A 17,364-nucleotide genomic window follows, 5' to 3' on the forward strand; every position below is an offset into this window, starting at 1 on the left:
CGCTGGAGACTTCCCCTCCCCCAACCCCTCCCCTGAAGGGGAGGGGAGAAGCGTATGTCCGTGTCATGATGGCGTGCGCGAAGGGGGCGAGGTCAGCATGTTCTATGACCCGATGATCGCCAAGCTGATCACCTGGGCGCCGACGCGGATTGAGGCGATTGATGCGCAGATCGCCGCGCTCGACGCGTTCGAGATCGAAGGGCCGGGCAACAATCTCGATTTCCTGTCGGCGCTGATGCAGCATCCGCGCTTCCGCAGCGGGAATATCACCACCGGCTTCATCGCCGAGGAATATCCGGACGGCTTCCACGGCGCGCCTGCGTCGCCCGAACTGTCCGAAGCGCTCGCCGCGATCGCGGCCTTTGCTGCCACCGCAGAGGCGGACCGCGCACGTCGCATCGACGGGCAGCTCGGCAAGCGGTTGCGGCCGCCGTCGGACTGGTCGGTCAAGATCGGCGACGCCGAGCATCTGGTGGCGATTTCGACCAGCGGCATCACGGTCGACGATGCCGATCTCGACATCGCGCTCGAATATACGCCGGGCGACCGCGTCGTCGAGGCCGAGCTGGACGACGCCCCGCTGACCGTGAAGATCGCACGCACGCGCACCGGCTTTACGCTCACCACGCGCGGCGCAAGCCATGTCGCGCGCGTGCTGCCTGCGCATGTCGCACCCTATGCGCAGCATCTGATCGAGAAGATCCCGCCCGATCTGTCGAAATTCCTGCTCTGCCCGATGCCGGGCCTGTTAATGCGGCTGGATGTCGCGGCGGGCGACAAAGTCGAAGCGGGTCAGCCGCTCGCCGTGGTCGAGGCGATGAAAATGGAAAACATCCTGCGCGCCGAAAAGGCGGGCACCGTGAAGGCGATCAACGCCAAAACCGGCGACAGTCTCGCCGTCGATGCGGTCATTCTGGAAATGGAGTAACGCAAGACGTAGTTTCCGCGACAGATTGTCACGAAATTTCGGTGGACCGCGCGCGGTGTATTAGCCAAATAGGGATCATGCGCTCCCCGATCGTCCTGTTGCTCGCCCTGACATTGCCGATTGCGGGGTGTTCGGTCGGACCCGCCTACCACCCCGCCACCCCGGCTGCGCTGGGCGTCCCCGATGGGTATTCGGTGGCCGCCGACACGCGGCCCTTGGCCAACATCACGACATGGTGGGCCAATTTCGACGATCCCTTGCTGGCCAGCATCGTCGAGCGCGCGCGCGTCAACAACCTCGATATCGCGCAGGCTGTCGCACGGTTGCGCCAGGCACGCGAAGCGCTGATCCAGTCGCGCGCGCAGTTGTTGCCGACGCTGAGTGGATCGGCGGGCTATACCCGATCGCAAAGCATTGTCGGCGGCACCACCACTTTGCCGGGCGGGGCGACGATCATCACCGGGCGCGGTTCCGGCGACACGCTGTCGGTCGGGCTAAGCGCGTCGTATCAGGCCGGGCTGTTCGGCGAGATCCGCGGGACCATCGATGCCAGCCGCGCGCAATATCAGGCGTCGGGCTTCAATTATGCCACCGTCCTGCTGTCGACCCAGGCGGAAACCGCGCGCAATTACATGCTGGCGCGGCTGTATCAGGCGCAACTTGCCAATGCGCGCGGCTCGCTGGTGCTGCAGGACGACAATCTCGAAATTGCGGGCTTCCGCGTGCAAGCGGGGCTGGTGTCGTCGCTCGATGCCGAACAGGCGCGCTCGCAGCGCGCCAGCACGGCGGCGACCATCCCGACGCTCGAACAGAATTACAACGCGGCGGTGTCGCGGCTCGGCGTGCTGACGGGGCAGGCACCGGGCGCGCTGAAAACCGAGCTGGAAGCGGTCAAACCGATCCCCGCCGGGCCGGATTCGGTCGCGACGGGTATTCCGGTCGATACGCTGCGCCAGCGCCCCGACGTGCGCGCGGCCGAACGCTCGCTGGCCGCCGCTGTCGCGCAGATCGGCGTGGCCAAGGCGCAACTGTATCCGGCGCTGGCGATCAGCGGCAGCTTTTCGACCGATGCGTCCAAGATCGGCAATTTGTTCCAGACGATTGCGGGGCAGGCCTTTGCCGGGCTGACCCAGGCGATCTTCAATGGCGGGCGGCTGCATTCGCAAGTCCGCGCCAACGAAGCCGCCGCAGACGGTGCGCTGGCGGCGTATAAGTCGACCGTGCTGACCGGCCTGGAAGATGTCGAAAATGCCGTGGTCGCGCTCGACAGTGCCAAGCGTCGCGTGGCGGAATTCACCATCGCGCTCGATGCCGCCAACAACACCGCGATCCTGTCGCGCAGCCAGTATCGCGCGGGTTTGACCGATTTTACCACGCTCAACACCGCCGAGAGCAGCCTGTTGTCGGCGCGCAACGGCTTGTCGCAGGCGCAGTCCGATCGCGCCAATGCCCTGGTCCAGCTCTATCTCGCGCTCGGCGGCGGCTGGGACAGTGCTGCCGATCCGACGACGCTCCCGACTCCTTCTTCTCCCGCGCAGGTACGATAAATGGCCGATCCCGCCACCTCCAACACTCGTCCCGATCTGGACGCCTTTCTGGGGGCCAAGCCGGTTCCTGCGTGGCGGCGCTGGGTCAAATGGGGGGCGGTCGCGCTTGGCGTGATCCTGCTGCTTTTGGCGCTAAAGAGCTGCCTCGCCGGAAGCGCCAAGCCCGAATATGCCACCGAAACCGTCGCCCGCGGCGCGCTATCGGTCAGCGTTTCCGCGACGGGCAAGCTTGCTCCCACCAACCAGGTGCAGGTCGGCTCGGAATTGTCGGGCCTGGTCACCAAGGTGGTGGTCGACGTCAATGACCGGGTCACCCAGGGTCAGCCGCTCGCTTTGGTCGATCCCTCGCGTTTTCAGGATGCCGTCAACCAGAGCCAGGCCGCGCTCAACGCCGCGCAGGCAACCGTGGCGCAGAACCAGGCGACGCTGGCACAGTCGGTCGCGCAATTGGCGCGCTTGCAGGAAGTCAGCCGCCTGTCGGGCGGGCGCGTACCGGCCAAGACCGAGCTGGAACAGGGGCTTGCCGATCGTGACCGCGCCATCGCCAATGTGAAGGCGGCCGAGGCCAATGTGGTGTCGGCGCGCGCGACGCTGTCGTCCAACGCCACGCAGTTGCTCAAGACCGTGATCCGCTCGCCCGTCAACGGCGTGGTGCTCGCGCGCCAGATCGAGCCGGGCCAGACCGTTGCCGCATCGTTCAGCACGCCGACCTTGTTCGTCATCGCGCAGGATCTGTCGGCGATGAAATTGCAGGTCGCGATCGATGAGGCCGATGTCGGATCGGTCAAACAGGGGCAGAAGGCGACCTTCACGGTCGATGCCTTTCCCGGCAAGACCTTTCCCGCCACGATCACGCGCGTCGATCTCGGGTCGAACCTGAGCGCGCAGACATCCACCACGAGCTCGACAACCACCACCACCGGGCAGGTGGTGTCGTACAGCGCAACGCTCAGTGTCGCCAATGGCGACCTGCAATTGCGCCCTGGGATGACGGCGACCGCCGACATCATCACCAGCGCCAAGACCGATGTGTTGCTGGTGCCCAATGCCGCCTTGCGCTTCAAGCCGGCGGCGACGGGAGCCAGCGCGAACAGCGGTATTGCGGGAGCTGATTCCGCGCGGGCCGCGGCGCGGCGGGGCTGGCTCGACCAAGGGCGAGACGGTCAAGCGCGGGGGATCGCAGACAGTGTATGTCGCCGATGCGACGGGCACGCCGCAGCCGGTGCAAATCACCACGGGCGAGAGCAACGGCACGATGACCGAAGTTATCGGCGGTGACCTCAAGGTCGGCGACAAGGTCATCACCGGGCAATTGGCGACCGGCGCTACGGCTCCCGGATCGAGCAAGCGCAAGGGCAATGGCGGGCAGAGCGGTGGCCAGTAGCGCGCCCGTCGCGATCGAGCGCGGCGCACGGATCGGGCCCGCCGCGGGCCAGCCGATCATCAGCCTGCGCGGCGTCACCAAGACCTATGGCGAGGGCGCGACCGCGTTCCTGGCGCTGAAGGGCATCGACCTCGACATCGCCGAAGGGGATTTCGTGGCGGTGATGGGGGCGAGCGGATCGGGCAAATCGACGACGATGAACATCCTCGGCTGTCTCGACGTGCCGAGCGGCGGGACCTTCCAGTTCAAGGGCGTGCATGTCGAAACGCTGGATCGAGACCAGCGCGCTTTGCTGCGGCGCAAATATCTTGGGTTTGTGTTCCAGGGGTTCAATCTGCTCGCACGCACCAGCGCGCTGGAGAATGTCGAACTGCCTCTGCTCTATCGCGGTGACGCGAAGAAGGCGCGGCGCGCGGCGGCGATGGCGGCGCTCGACAAGGTCGGGCTGGCCGACTGGTGGGATCACACGCCTGCTGAGCTGTCGGGCGGGCAGCAGCAGCGCGTTGCGATCGCGCGTGCGATCGTCACCAGCCCGGCGGTGTTGCTGGCCGACGAGCCGACCGGCAACCTCGATTCGGAACGCTCGGTCGAGATCATGCAATTGCTCGCCGGGCTCAACCGCGACAGCGGGATTACGGTGATTATGGTGACGCACGAGCCCGACATGGCGGCGTTTGCGCGCACGATCGTGCATTTCAAGGACGGCCTGGTCGAGCGCGTCGATACGCAGCATGCGCCCGGCCAGGTTCCGGCGTTCGACTGATGCTCGGCACCACGCTCATCCTCGCGCTGCGCTCGATCTCGCGGCACAAATTGCGGTCGTTCCTGACGACGCTCGGCATCATTATCGGCGTGGCGGCGGTGGTGACGATGGTGACACTCGGCAACGCCACCACGGCGGCGGTGCAGAAATCGATCTCGTCGCTGGGCACCAACATCCTGCAAGTGCGTCCGGGACAGGGCTTCGGCCGTGGCGGCGGCGGGCCGCGTCCGCCCGATTTCAAGCCGCAGGACGTGGCCGCGATCCGCGATCAAATCGCCGGGGTCACCGCTGTGGCGGCGCAGGCAGGCACGTCCGCGACCGCAATTTACGAAGGCGCGAACTGGTCGACGACCGTCAATGGCACCACCAACGAATATTTCCTGGTGCAACCATGGCCGTTGACCGAGGGCCGCTATTTCTCGCCGACCGAGGAGGCTGCGGGCAAATCGGTCTGTATCATCGGCAATACCGTCAACGACAATCTTTATCGCGGTGGCTCTCCGCTCGGGACGCGGATGCGGATCGGCGGGATTTCGTGTGATGTGATCGGGTTGCTGTCGAAGCGCGGCCAGGCCGGCTTTGGCGGTGATCAGGACGATGTCGTGATCATGCCGCTCAAGACCGTGCAGCGCCGCTTTACCGGTTCGACCGATCTGAAGCTGATGCTGGTCGGCGTCGACCAGGCGTATGCGAGTGCCGCAGTGCAGGCCGCGATCGAGAATCTGCTGCGCGAACGGCGCAACATCACCGGCGGCAAGGACGATGATTTCAACATCTTCGACACCGCGCAGATTTCCGCGACGCTGACGCAATCGACGACCTTGCTCACCGGCATCGTCACCACGGTGGCGGCGATCAGCCTGATCGTGGGGGGCATCGGCATCATGAACATCATGCTGGTGTCGGTAACCGAACGCACGCGCGAGATCGGCATCCGCCTCGCGATCGGCGCAGTGGCGAATGAGGTGCTGATGCAGTTTCTGGTCGAGGCGATTGCCTTGTCGATGCTGGGCGGGGTGATCGGGCTGATCGTGGCGCAAGTGGCGGTACTGGGGCTATCGGGCGTGATGAAGGTCGATTTCCTGTTCGTGCCGCAAATCAACATCATCGCCTTTGGCATATCGGCGTTGATCGGTGTGGTGTTCGGCTATTTCCCGGCGCGCCGCGCGGCCTCGCTCAACCCGATCGACGCGCTGCGCCACGAATAGCGCGCAGCGCCACGAATAGGCGCGCAGCGCACTTCTCTCGCCCTTACTTCCTCCGCGTCCTCCGCGCCTCTGCGCGAACAGAATCTTTCTTTTTCGCGCAGAGGCGCGGAGGACGCAGAGAAGAATATGATGCCCGCTTGCGCGGGGTAAAGGGGATGGGCAGGAGGCTGGCATGACCAGTTGGAAAGTGAGCCTGCCTTGTACCCGCGCCGAAGCCGAGGCGATCGATGCCGCCGAGGATGTCGCCGAGGGCGTCGTGCTGATGACGACCGAAATCGAGGAAGATGACCGCGAACATTGGCGGCTCGACGCCTATCTCGAGGCGGAGCCCACGCCTGAGACGATCGCCGCGATTTGTGCGCTGGTGCCGAGTGCCGCTGGTGCGCCACCCGTGACCGAAAAGCTGGAGGACGAGGATTGGGTGACGCTCAGCCAGCAAGGGCTGGAGCCGATCGCCGAGGGGCGTTTCGTCGTGCACACCAGCGCGCATCCGGTCGCGCCGCCGCCGGGCGCGCGCGCTTTCCTTATCGAGGCAGGGCAGGCGTTCGGGACGGGGCATCATGCGACCACCTCGGGATGTCTTGCGATGCTGGATGGGATGGCGGACTGGGGTTTCGACAACATCATCGACGTCGGGACGGGGACGGGGCTTTTGGCGTTTGCTGCGCGTCATTTGTGGCCAGGGGCGACGATCGTCGCGACCGACATCGACCCGCGCGCGATCGTGGTGACGCGCGAGAATGCCGAGCTGAACGCGATTCCGGCGATCGACTTGATCGTCGCCGATGGCGCGCTCGACGACAGCATCACCGCGCGTGCGCCGTATGATCTGCTGATCGCCAATATTCTGGCCGGGCCTTTGGTGTCGATGGCGCCTGAGATCGCCGCGATCGCGGCCCCCGGGTGCCACCATCGTGCTGGCGGGGCTGCTGGAGACGCAGCGCGGCGATGTGGTCGCGGCGTTTGGCGAGTGCGGCTGCACGCTGGACGCGGTCGACCGGCGCGGCGACTGGTCGATCCTGCGCTTGACGGCGGGGGCGGAGCGTTATGTGCCGACCAGGCCGATCGACCCCAAGGGCCGCGACGGCTGGGCGCTCGACCTCTGACCGGCGGGGGCGGTTGCCTAGTGCCCATGGCCCCGGTACGGCGCAGCAACCTTTTTTGACCGGAGACCCTCTGTGACCGAGCCAACCTACGACGTCGTCGCGATCGGCAATGCCATCGTCGACGTGTTGTCGCAGTCCGACGACGCTTTCCTCGCCGAGGCGGCGATGACCAAGGGCTCGATGCAGTTGATGTTCTCGCCGGAGGAAGCCGACGCGCTCTACGCCAAGATGGGCCCGGGGATCGAAGCGAGCGGCGGGTCTGCCGCCAACACCGTCGCCGGTATCGCGGCGATGGGCGGCAAATGCGGTTTCATCGGTCAGGTCGCCAATGACGAACTGGGCGACATCTTCGCGCACGACATTCGCGCGGTCGGCATCGATTTCACCACTGCGGCGCGCGAAGGCGCACCGACGACGGCGCGCTGCCTGATCTTCGTCACGCCCGATGGCCAGCGCACGATGAACACCTTCCTCGGCGCCTCGCAATTCCTGCCCGAGGCCGCGCTCGACCGTGACCTAATCGCCAGCGCCGCGATCCTGTATCTCGAAGGCTATTTGTGGGACCCGGAAGAGCCGCGTCAGGCGATGCGCGCCGCGATCGAGGTTGCGCGCAAGGCCGGGCGCAAGGTCGCCTTCACGCTGAGCGACGTGTTCTGCATCTCGCGCCACGGCGGCGACTTCCGTAAGCTGATGGCCGATGGCCTGATCGACATCATGTTCGCCAATGCAGCCGAGATCACGGCCTTGATGGGCACCGAGGATTTCGACGCGGCGGTGGCTGCCGCCTCGGCCGAAGTGCCGATGCTGGTGGTGACGCGCAGCGAGCATGGCGCGATCGCGGTGTCGGGCGGCAAGACCGTCAGCGTCCCCGCCGAGCCGATCGAGCGTGTGGTCGACACCACCGGCGCGGGCGACCTGTTCGCCGCCGGTTTCCTGCGCGGTCAGGCGCAGGGCAAGAGCATCGAAGCGTCGCTCAACATGGGCGCGATTTGCGCCGCCGAGATCATCTCGCATTATGGCGCGCGTGCGCAGGTCGACCTGAAGGCGCTGATCGCAAGCAAGCTCGGCTGAAACCTTCCTCCCCTCCTTTCAGGGAGGGGAGACGTGCGCGAGATATAAAAAAAGGCCGGGGGATCGCTCCCCGGCCTTTTTTCGTGTGCGGTGCGACCCGGCTCAGATCGAGCCCGGCGGCAAGGGTGCCAGATCGTCGTCCGACACCACCTCGGTGATGCCGAGCCCGACATGGCTGCGCGAACGGCTGTAGAGGAAATACACGATCAACCCGATCGCGCCCCAGCCCGGCAGCACCAGAATAGCGGTGAGCGGCAGCGAGAAATACAGGCCAAGGCAGCCGATGATCGCCAGCGGCGCGATGATGTAGACCGCCGGCGTGCGGAACGGACGACGCCGCGACGGATCGGTCTTGCGCAATACCATCACCGACACCGCCACCATGAAGAAGGCGAACAGCGTGCCCGAGTTGGAATAATCGGCAAGCTTGCCGACCGGCAGCACCGCCGACGCCAGCGCCGCGCCGATGCCGGTGACGACGGTCACCACATGCGGGGTCCGGAACTTCGGATGGACCGAAGCGAGCTTGGCCGGGAGCAGACCGTCACGCGCCATCGTGAAGAATACGCGAGTCTGGCCGAACATCATCATCAGCACGACCGACGGCAGCGCCAGCACGGCGGCGAGGCCAACCAGGCGACCGATGGCGGGCCAGCCGATCGACGTCAGCACATGCACCAGCGCTTCCTTGGAGCAGACGAGCGGTTCCAAGGTGCCGCTGGCGACGATGCTGGCGCAGCGGCCAGCAAGCTCGGGCGAGCCCGGCGACAGCGGAATGCCACCGCTCATCACCGGCTGCGCGCCGATCGCACCGATCGCACCGGTGGCGACGAGCAGATAGAAGATGGTGCACACGCCAAGCGACGCGATCAGGCCGATCGGCACGTTGCGCTGCGGGTTTTTGGTTTCCTCGGCCGCCGTCGAAACCGCGTCGAAGCCGACATAGGCAAAGAAGATCGACGCCGCCGCGCCGAACACACCGGCGGTGCCGGTCGGGATCAGCGGGTTGAAATTGCTCGATTTGAGAACCGGAATGGTCAGGATGATGAAGGCCGTGAGCGCGGTGATCTTGATCGCGACGAGCACGGCATTGGCGCGTGCGCTCTCGGTGGTGCCGATCACTAGCAGCCAGGTCACCAGGCCGACGATCACGACCGCCGGAAAGTTGATCCAGCCGCCTGTCGCCATTGCCGTGGTCAGATCGGCATTGGGCGTCGCACCGAAGGCGACCGCGACATGCGCCATCAAAGCGTCGGCGTTACTGATCGCGGCGGGCACGTGCACGCCGAGACCCGTAAGCAAGCCGACGAAATGGTTCGACCAGCCGACCGCGACCGCGCTCGCGCCGACGGCATATTCGAGGATCAGCGCCCAGCCGACCATCCACGCCAGCAATTCGCCGGTAACGGCATAGGTGTAGGTATAAGCGGAGCCCGAGACCGGCACCATCGAAGCCAGTTCGGAATAGCATAACGCGGCGACGGCACAGACGAAGCCCGCCACGACGAAGCTGAGCAACATGCCCGGCCCGGCCTTTTGCGCGGCTTCGGAGGTGAGCACGAAGATACCCGTACCGATCACCGCGCCGATGCCGAGCATCGTCAACTGGAACGCGCCCAGCGATCGATGCAGACCCTTCTTTTCGGCGGTCGCGAGAATCGCGTCCAGAGATTTCACCCTGTCAAAAATCATGCAGTTGGATCCCCACGTGTGTGCTGCGCGATCCACCGATACGCGCGCTTACTATACGAGCCTAAAGCCAAAACGGGCGCGCGCAATCCCCTTAGCGCGCGAGCAACGGCCCAAGCGCCCGCCCGGCGAAGATATGGACGTGAAGGTGCGGCACTTCCTGGTGCGAATCGGTGCCGCTATTGGCGAGCAGCCGGTATCCGGGGGCGACCAGTCCGGCATCGCGCGCGACCTTGCCGACCGCGCGGACGAAGCCGGTGATTTCGGCATCGGACGCCCTTGCGCTGAAATCATCCCACGAGACATAGGCACCCTTGGGGATCACCAGGATGTGCGTCGGGGATTGCGGGTTGATGTCGGGAAAGGCGAGGGCGTAGTCGTCCTCGTACAGGCGCGTCGCGGGAATTTCGCCGCGCAGGATCTTGGCGAAGACGTTCTGGTCGTCATAGGGCAGTGTTGCGTCGACGGGCATAAATTCCCCTCCCGCGGGCGGGAGGGGTTAGGGGAGGGGCTTTCCTCCTGGGGCTCCCGGCGGTGTGGGCTTCATGCCCTCCCCCAACCCCTCCCGCAAGCGGGAGGGGAGAAAGAAGGCCCCTCCCGCAAGCGAGGGGAGAAAGAAGCGGCCACCCCGCAAGCGGGAGGGGAGGCATTAGGCCTTTCGCGCGGCCTTTTCGTCGATCCCGGACACGCCTTCGCGCCGGGCGATCTCGGCACGGATGTCGTCGAGCGTGACGTCGCACTCGGCCAGCAGCACGAGCAGGTGGAAGACCAGGTCGGTCGCCTCCCCCACCAGCGCGGCCTTATCCTCGACCAAAGCGGCGATGACGGTCTCGACCGCTTCCTCGCCGACCTTCTGCGCGATCTTCTTGCGGCCGCGCGCGAACAGCTTGGCGGTGTAGGAGGTTGCGGGATCGGCACCTTGCGGGCGTGGATCGTCGCTTCGAGCTGGTCGATCGGGTCGTGGGCCATGCGCCACGGCTGGCGCAAGTGCCGCCGCGCGTCAATCCTTGGGCGGGCGCTTCATAAAGCGTTTGCGAAGCGCGCGGCGCACCACGAACACGCCGATTGCGGCGACCACGAACAAGGCGATGTCCGAGAGTTCGGGCCCGGTGCGAACCTTTGGCACACCGCTATGCGGGGCGGCGAGGGCGGGGGTTACGGCTTGAAGACCGAGGATCGCTGTTGAACAGGCCAGTTGCGCCCTAGCACCACCCCGGCGCACGCCGGGGCCCAGTCGCGAAACTTCGGAAATCATGGTGCGGTCCCGGCTTGCCGATGCTGGCGCTTCTGGGCCCCGGCGTGCGCCGGGGTGGTGGCGAATCGAGAAACTCACGCCACCGGCCGCCGCACCGCGATGCCCGCCGCTGCCAACGCGGCGTGGGCGTCGGCGATGCTCGCTTCGCCGAAATGAAAGATCGAGGCGGCGAGCACCGCGCTGGCATGGCCCTCGCTGATCCCCGCAACGAGATCGGACAAGCCGCCGACCCCGCCCGAGGCGACCACCGGCACGCGGACCTGATCGGCAATGGTGCGGGTGAGCGCTAGGTCGAAGCCTTTCCTCGTGCCGTCACGGTCCATCGAGGTGACGAGCAATTCGCCCGCGCCAAGCTCGGCCAGGCGCAGCGCGTGCGCGACGGCGTCGATGCCCGTCGCGCGCCTGCCGCCATGGGTGAACACTTCCCAGCCCCCCTCGACCCGCCGCGCATCGACCGAGGCGACGACGCACTGGCTGCCGAAGCGATCGGCGAGATCGGCGACGAGTTCGGGCCGCGCCACCGCCGCGCTGTTGATCGCGACCTTGTCCGCGCCCGCCAGCAGCAGCGCGCGCGCATCCTCGACCGAGCGCACCCCGCCGCCAACGGTTAGCGGCATGAAGCACACTTCGGCGGTGCGGCGCACGACCTCGAGGATCGTGCCGCGCGCTTCATGGCTGGCGGTGATGTCGAGGAAGCACAGTTCGTCAGCCCCCGCCGCATCATAAGCGCGGGCTTGCTCGACCGGATCGCCGGCATCGCGCAGCTCGACGAAGTTGACGCCTTTGACGACGCGGCCGTTGGCGACGTCGAGACAGGGAATGACGCGCGCGCGGACGGTCACAGTCTCCCTCTCCCCATTGGGGAGAGGGTGGCCGAGCGCGGCGAGGTCGGGAGAGGGGCAGTATCAGGGGCTGTCGCCCATGATGGCCTCTCTCCCCGACCCTCTCCCCCAGTGGGGAGAGGGAAATTTACACGCTCGGATCGGCGATGGTGTCGATCAGCCAGTCGTGAAACAGTTTGACCGGCCGCTGCGTCAGCGCGCGCGGTCGGCAGGCGAACCAATAGCTGTACGGGCTTTCCACCGGAATATCGAACAGCCGCACCAGCCGGTCGTCATGCGCATCCTCGAAATGGCTGGCGTGCATGAAGGCGATGCCAAGCCCTTGCGCAGCCGCCTCCAGCATCAACGCTCCCGAATCGAAATGGTCGATCGCGAGTGGTTCCAGGTCGGTCAGTCCCGCTGCCGCGCGCCAGGCGCTGAACGTATCGGGCATGTCGCGATGGACCAGCGCGGTCAGGCCAGCAAGCTGTTCCGGGCGGACGATCGGGTCCGCGCCTTCGCGCAGCTGCTTCGCGCCGATGACATAGACCTGATTGCGATCCAGCCGCCGCGCATAAAGCGTCGGGTCGATCTCGCGCGCAAGCGCGATCACCGCGTCCAGTCCTTCGCCCAGTCGTGCAAGGCCGTGCTGCGCGGTATCGACGTCAAGATGCAGTTCGGGGTGCTTGGCGCGCAGCTCGGGCAAGCGCGGAAACAGCCGTTGCGACGCGTAAAGCGGCAAGATGCCAAGCCGCAGGCGCAGCACATCGGTATTGCTGGTCATGATTTCGACCGCGTCCGACAATTGGTCGAGCGCCGGCGCGATCTGCTGCAGCAGGCGGTCGCCGTCGGCGTTCAGCACCACCGCCTGATGGCGTCGTTCGAACAGCGGGCGTCCGATGAAGCGCTCCAGCGCCTGGATGCGGCGGCTGAGCGCGGGCGGCGACAAAGCGAGTTCCTGCGATGCAGCCTTGATCGACCCCGTCCGTGCGACCTGCACGAACGCCTCGATTGCGGTCAATGGCGGCAATCTCCGCATGATGGAATGGCCTCTTCCCTTATGGTTGCGCTATCTTGTGCAGCGCACCAAAATACCGTTCGCTCGAAAGCTATCATTTCTCGACTGCAAAAGAAAAGCACCGATTGCAGAAAGCGCAATCGCAATCGGTTCTTTCGCACTTGCAACATGGAACGCCGCACGGCACATAGGGGGTGCCTTTCAGGCATCCTCTCCTAAAACTTTCAAGGCCGATCCTTCACAGGGTCGGCCCTTTTTTTGTTTTATCAACGCCTTCCGTAACGACTTCGCCCGCGCTCTCGCATTTGTGGAACCACGTTCCTATCTCGCGCGCTCAACACCTGGCCGACTGCCCTGCGCAGCGACGGGTTTAAGCGAGGAACAGATCTATGGCGGACGTCGAGACGCCGATTCGGAAATTGCAGGTCGCTAACGCCCGTCCCGAGGATAGCGGGCGCGGGCTCGCCCACGTGCCCCGCGCGCTGCTGGCCGCGCTCGGTCTTGGCGAGGGCGATGTTATCGAGATCGTTGGCAAATCCTCCACCCCCGCGCGCGCGGTCGCGCCTTATGCCGAGGACGAAGGGCTTGAGATCATCCGCATCGATGGGCTTCAGCGCGCCAATGCGGGAGTCGGGTCGGGCGATTTCGTCGAAATCCGCCGTGTCGAATCGAAGGCGGCGACGCGGGTGGTGTTTGCCCCGGCGCAGCAGAATCTGCGTTTGCAGGGCTCGTCCAACGCGTTGAAGCGCACCTTCCTGGGCCGCCCGCTGACGCAGGGCGACGTCGTCGCAACCGCAGGGCAGCAGCGCGTCGACAACATGCCCCCCGGTGTGCAGAATATGCTGCGCGCGCCGGCTTATGCGCTCCAGGAAATCCGCCTCGCGGTGATCTCCACCGTGCCCAAGGGCGTGGTGCATGTGGACGAAAATACTGAAATTGAACTTCGCCCCGAATATGAGGAGCCGAAGGAAGCGCGCCGCGCCGACGTTACCTATGACGATATTGGCGGCATGGGCCCGACGATCGATCAGTTGCGCGAAATGGTCGAATTGCCGCTGCGCTACCCCGAATTGTTCCAGCGTCTTGGCGTCGATCCGCCCAAGGGCGTGTTGCTGCACGGGCCGCCCGGCACCGGCAAGACGCGGCTTGCGCGCGCCGTTGCCAACGAATCCGCCGCCGAGTTTTTCCTGATCAACGGGCCCGAGATCATGGGCTCCGCGTACGGCGAATCCGAGGGCAAGTTGCGTCAGGTGTTCGAGGAAGCGGCCAAGGCGGCACCCTCGATCGTGTTCATCGACGAGATCGATTCGATCGCGCCCAAGCGCGGGCAAGTGTCGGGTGAGGCCGAGAAGCGGCTGGTCGCGCAATTGCTGACGCTGATGGACGGGCTGGAAGCGCGCGCCAATGTCGTGGTGATCGCGGCGACCAATCGCCCCGAAGCGATCGATGAGGCGCTTCGGCGTCCGGGTCGGTTCGACCGGGAAATCGTCGTCGGCGTGCCGGATGAGCGCGGTCGTCGCGAGATTCTCGGCATCCACACACGTGGTATGCCGCTTGGCGACAAGGTCGATCTGGATGAGCTGGCGCGCACCACCTATGGCTTTGTCGGGGCCGATCTTGCCGCACTCGCGCGCGAGGCGGCGATCGAGGCGGTGCGCAAGCTGATGCCGCGGCTCAACCTGTCGGAGGGCACGATCCCGCCCGAGATCCTCGACACGCTCGCCGTGACCCGCGAGGATTTCGTCGATGCGCTGAAGCGCGTGCAGCCCTCGGCGATGCGCGAAGTGATGGTCGAGGCACCGCGCGTCCGCTGGGACGATGTCGGTGGTCTCGATTCAGCGCAGATGCGCTTGAAGGAAGGTGTCGAACTCCCGCTGAAGGACCCCGATGCGTTCCGGCGGCTGGGCATTCGCCCGGCCAAGGGCTTCCTGCTTTACGGTCCGCCCGGCACCGGCAAGACCTTGTTGGCCAAAGCGGTCGCGCGCGAGGCGCAGGCGAACTTCATCGCCACGCGCTCGTCCGATCTGCTCAGCAAATGGTATGGCGAGAGCGAACAGCAAATCGCCAAATTGTTCGCGCGCGCGCGGCAGGTGGCACCGTGCGTGATCTTCATCGATGAGCTTGATTCGCTGGTGCCTGCGCGCGGCGGCGGGCTGGGTGAGCCGCAAGTGACCGAACGCGTCGTCAACACCATCCTCGCCGAGATGGATGGGCTGGAGGAATTGCAGTCGGTCGTGGTGATCGGCGCGACCAACCGGCCCAATCTGATCGACCCGGCCTTGCTTCGGCCGGGCCGCTTCGACGAACTGATCTATGTCGGCGTGCCCAGCCTCGACGGGCGCGCGCGCATCCTGGCGATCCAGACCGCCAAGATGCCGATCGCCGAGGACGTCAATCTCGACGAACTCGCGCGACGGACCGATCGCTTCACCGGAGCCGATCTCGAGGATCTCGTGCGGCGCGCCGGGCTCACGGCTTTGCGCGAATCGCTGGCCGTCACGCAGGTGACGATGGCGCATTTCGAGATTGCGCTGGGCGAATCGCGCGCCTCGGTCACGCCCGAGCTCGAACGTGAGTATGAATCGATGAGCACGCGGCTGAAGCAGGATGCGGCGTCGCTGCAGCCAATCGGCTTCGTCTCACCGGGGCAATTGCGCCCCCGCGAGGGAGATCGCTGACGGTTCGCGCAAGGTGAAGCGGGCATAGAGGAACAGCAGCAGCATTGCGGCACCCGCTGTCAGATAGGGCAGCGGGTGCCATGCTTCATACAGCCCCACCCCGATCGACGGCCCCAGCACGAACGCCGCACCGTTGATCGAGGTGACCTTCCCCGCAACCGCCCCTTGCGCGTTATGCCCGACCGCGAGCGACGCCCCTGCCGTAAACGCCGGGCGCGTAAAGCCGAAGCCGACGCTGGCGAGCGCATAGGCGCAGGCGATGCTGTAGAGCGACGTCGCCAGCCCGGTCAGCACGCAGCCGAGCGTCGCGATCAGCAGCCCTGTCAGCATCATCGCGCGCGGTCGCAGATCGAGATTGGGGATGATCCCCCATTGCACCAGCAGCGCCGCGCCCGCGCCCATCATGAGCACGATACCGGTCGGTTGCAGCGCGAGCGCCGGGGCGAGATGCAAGCGGTCGATCACGAGGAAACCGATCGCCTGCCCCGTCATCGCCTGGCCGTGGCCCATGATCAGCCCCGCGATCATCCAGCCCCGAATGCGCGGGTCGGCATAGCCCACTTGCTCGCTATGCGGCTCGGTCGCCGCCATGATGCTCGCACCCGAACTTTGCCCGCCGATCGAAGGATAGGCATTGGCCGCACCATGCGTCCCCGCCTGCGGGATCAGGTCGTTGGGCAGCATCTGCCGCACCGCGATCCACACGCTGAGCCCGAACAGCGCGAACAGGAAGGCCGGGCCCGCCAGCCCGATCTCGACCCCGCCGAGCGACCCGAGGATCAGGTAGGGGGCAATGGCGGGGCCAAGGATGGTCCCAAGGCCAAAGGCCGATCCCAACAGCGTGAGCGCCTTGGTGCGTTGCGCGCGCGAGGTATTGCCCGCGACCAACGCCTGGACTGCGGGCGGTGCCGCTGCGCCGAAGGTGCCGTAGATCAGCCGCCCGACGATGAAGCACAGGAACGCCGCCGTGCCGCCGATCCAGCCATTGATCCCGGCGGTGAGAAACACGCCGCATACGCTCAGCGACACGGCAAAACCACCGACGCCGAGCAGGATCATCGCGCGCCGTCCGTGCCGGTCCGACCGCTTCGCCCAGAACGGCGCCGCCAGCACCCACAGCAGTGCCGATACCGAAAATGCCGCCGCCACCGCGCTGTCGGGCACGCGCAGCGACCGGCCAAGCGCGGGCAGCACCGATTGCAGCGCGGTGTTGCCCGCCGCGATCGTCAGCATGACGGTGAACAGCAACGCGAAATCGCGATCGATCCGCGCTTGCCGCTTCACCGCTCGCGCCCGAAATTGAGCCGCTTGGTGACGTTATAGTCGAGCACGGTCATCACGAAAAAGGCAGCGGCCTGCTTGGTGCGAGTCCACCAGCCGGTGGTGGCGCGATAATGTTCGGCGGTGATCCGCTCGGATTCACCCACCTCGTTATCGACATAGGCGCGGACATGCGCGGCAAAGGCCGGGTCATCGATCCGCAGCATCATTTCCAGGTTCAGGAACAGGCTGCGAATATCGTAATTGGCCGAGCCGATATAGACGACGTCGTCGATCAGGAAGAGCTTGGTGTGCAGCTTGGTCGGCTGATATTCGTAGATCTGCACGCGCTTGCGCAGCAGCCCGGCATAAGTGAAGCGCGACGCCCAAATCGCGGCACCGTGATCGTTTTTGGACGCCAGCACGATCCGCACCCGGCCGCGCAGCCCGGCCGCGTCGAGCCGCCGCAGCATCCCCGGACTCGGCGCGAAATAGGCGGAGATCAGATCGACGCGCTGGGCGGCTTCGAGATCGCGCTTCACCGCGCGCGCCCAGGGAGACAGCCTGCGGGTCGGGCCGCCGAACAGCCAGCGCACGCTGCCATCTGGCTCGCTCCACGTCTTCAGCGCACGGCGC

The 17,364-nt window shown here is 65.9% G+C and carries 14 protein-coding genes and 3 pseudogenes; 9 read left to right on the forward strand and 8 right to left on the reverse strand.

The annotated features are described in order from the left end of the window. The 7 genes and pseudogenes from NW75_RS17540 to NW75_RS17570 all read left to right on the forward strand — a co-directional run. Nucleotides 1-928 (forward strand): biotin/lipoyl-containing protein (locus NW75_RS17540; protein ID WP_331386185.1); only part of this gene is annotated, 928 nt, incomplete at its 5' end. A gap of 77 nt (nt 929-1,005) precedes the next feature. Next, nucleotides 1,006-2,475: an efflux transporter outer membrane subunit gene (locus NW75_RS17545; RefSeq protein WP_033966480.1), complete on the forward strand. Its 1,470-nt coding sequence runs from the start codon at nt 1,006-1,008 to the stop codon at nt 2,473-2,475. Next, nucleotides 2,476-3,859, forward strand: a pseudogene (locus NW75_RS17550) (efflux RND transporter periplasmic adaptor subunit). Further along, nucleotides 3,834-4,622, forward strand: coding sequence for an ABC transporter ATP-binding protein (locus NW75_RS17555; protein ID WP_231565285.1), 789 nt, complete (start codon nt 3,834-3,836; stop codon nt 4,620-4,622). Before NW75_RS17550 ends, NW75_RS17555 begins: the two are co-directional and overlap by 26 nt. Further along, nucleotides 4,622-5,830 carry an ABC transporter permease gene (locus tag NW75_RS17560; RefSeq protein WP_033966482.1) on the forward strand — a complete coding sequence of 403 codons (1,209 nt, stop codon included), beginning with the start codon at nt 4,622-4,624 and terminating at the stop codon, nt 5,828-5,830. Before NW75_RS17555 ends, NW75_RS17560 begins: the two co-directional genes overlap by 1 nt. Before the next feature lie 172 nt (nt 5,831-6,002). Then, nucleotides 6,003-6,936 (forward strand): annotated as a pseudogene (locus NW75_RS17565) (50S ribosomal protein L11 methyltransferase). 72 nt (nt 6,937-7,008) lie between these two features. Beyond that, on the forward strand, nt 7,009-8,007 hold the full coding sequence (locus tag NW75_RS17570; protein ID WP_033966484.1) for an adenosine kinase: 999 nt from the start codon (nt 7,009-7,011) through the stop codon (nt 8,005-8,007). A gap of 102 nt (nt 8,008-8,109) precedes the next feature. On the opposite strand, the gene NW75_RS17575 is transcribed toward NW75_RS17570, so the two are convergent. The 6 genes and pseudogenes from NW75_RS17575 to NW75_RS17600 form a co-directional block, all read right to left on the reverse strand. Further along, on the reverse strand, nt 8,110-9,699 hold the full coding sequence (locus NW75_RS17575; RefSeq protein ID WP_033966487.1) for an amino acid permease: 1,590 nt from the start codon (nt 9,697-9,699) through the stop codon (nt 8,110-8,112). A 91-nt stretch (nt 9,700-9,790) separates the two neighbouring features. Next, entirely contained in the window at nt 9,791-10,168 is a 378-nt protein-coding gene (locus NW75_RS17580) for a histidine triad nucleotide-binding protein (RefSeq protein WP_033966492.1), read from the reverse strand. Nucleotides 10,169-10,345: 177 nt separating this feature from the next. After that, nucleotides 10,346-10,665, reverse strand: a pseudogene (locus tag NW75_RS17585) (phosphoribosyl-ATP diphosphatase). Between the two features lie 31 nt (nt 10,666-10,696). Next, complete coding sequence (locus tag NW75_RS17590; RefSeq protein WP_033966494.1) at nt 10,697-10,951, reverse strand: hypothetical protein; 255 nt, start codon at nt 10,949-10,951, stop codon at nt 10,697-10,699. A gap of 74 nt (nt 10,952-11,025) precedes the next feature. Continuing rightward, on the reverse strand, nt 11,026-11,793 hold the full coding sequence (gene hisF, locus NW75_RS17595) for an imidazole glycerol phosphate synthase subunit HisF (RefSeq protein WP_033966496.1): 768 nt from the start codon (nt 11,791-11,793) through the stop codon (nt 11,026-11,028). Between the two features lie 127 nt (nt 11,794-11,920). Next, a complete protein-coding gene (locus NW75_RS17600) occupies nt 11,921-12,811 on the reverse strand; it encodes a LysR substrate-binding domain-containing protein (protein WP_033966504.1) in 891 nt (296 codons plus the stop codon). Between NW75_RS17600 and NW75_RS25365 the strand changes: the two genes are divergently transcribed. Further along, entirely contained in the window at nt 12,744-13,223 is a 480-nt protein-coding gene (locus NW75_RS25365) for a hypothetical protein (protein ID WP_197057871.1), read from the forward strand. The genes NW75_RS17600 and NW75_RS25365 overlap by 68 nt on opposite strands. Beyond that, nucleotides 13,180-15,468: a CDC48 family AAA ATPase gene (locus tag NW75_RS17605; RefSeq protein WP_033966505.1), complete on the forward strand. Its 2,289-nt coding sequence runs from the start codon at nt 13,180-13,182 to the stop codon at nt 15,466-15,468. The genes NW75_RS25365 and NW75_RS17605 overlap by 44 nt, the downstream gene beginning before the upstream one ends. Here the strand turns inward: NW75_RS17605 and NW75_RS17610 are convergent. Together NW75_RS17610 and NW75_RS17615 are read right to left on the reverse strand one after the other, a co-directional pair. Next, on the reverse strand, nt 15,430-16,752 hold the full coding sequence (locus tag NW75_RS17610) for an MFS transporter (protein WP_033966506.1): 1,323 nt from the start codon (nt 16,750-16,752) through the stop codon (nt 15,430-15,432). The two genes, NW75_RS17605 and NW75_RS17610, sit on opposite strands and share 39 nt — an antisense overlap. Next, nucleotides 16,749-17,364, reverse strand: a 616-nt coding sequence (locus NW75_RS17615; RefSeq protein ID WP_033966510.1) for a phospholipase D-like domain-containing protein, incomplete at its 5' end; no start/stop codon positions are given. The genes NW75_RS17615 and NW75_RS17610, both read right to left, overlap by 4 nt.

This window comes from Sphingomonas sp. Ant H11 (assembly GCF_000797515.1).
Lineage (GTDB): Bacteria > Pseudomonadota > Alphaproteobacteria > Sphingomonadales > Sphingomonadaceae > Sphingomonas.

Coding starts and splice junctions, on each gene's coding strand:
- NW75_RS17600 (WP_033966504.1), bottom strand. CDS start 12,811: ATGCGGAGATTGCCGCCATTGACCGCAATCGAGGCGTTCGTGCAGGTC.
- NW75_RS17590 (WP_033966494.1), bottom strand. CDS start 10,951: ATGATTTCCGAAGTTTCGCGACTGGGCCCCGGCGTGCGCCGGGGTGGT.
- NW75_RS17560 (WP_033966482.1), top strand. CDS start 4,622: ATGCTCGGCACCACGCTCATCCTCGCGCTGCGCTCGATCTCGCGGCAC.
- NW75_RS17580 (WP_033966492.1), bottom strand. CDS start 10,168: ATGCCCGTCGACGCAACACTGCCCTATGACGACCAGAACGTCTTCGCC.
- NW75_RS17605 (WP_033966505.1), top strand. CDS start 13,180: ATGGCGGACGTCGAGACGCCGATTCGGAAATTGCAGGTCGCTAACGCC.
- NW75_RS17545 (WP_033966480.1), top strand. CDS start 1,006: ATGCGCTCCCCGATCGTCCTGTTGCTCGCCCTGACATTGCCGATTGCG.
- NW75_RS17555 (WP_231565285.1), top strand. CDS start 3,834: ATGGCGGGCAGAGCGGTGGCCAGTAGCGCGCCCGTCGCGATCGAGCGC.
- NW75_RS17575 (WP_033966487.1), bottom strand. CDS start 9,699: ATGATTTTTGACAGGGTGAAATCTCTGGACGCGATTCTCGCGACCGCC.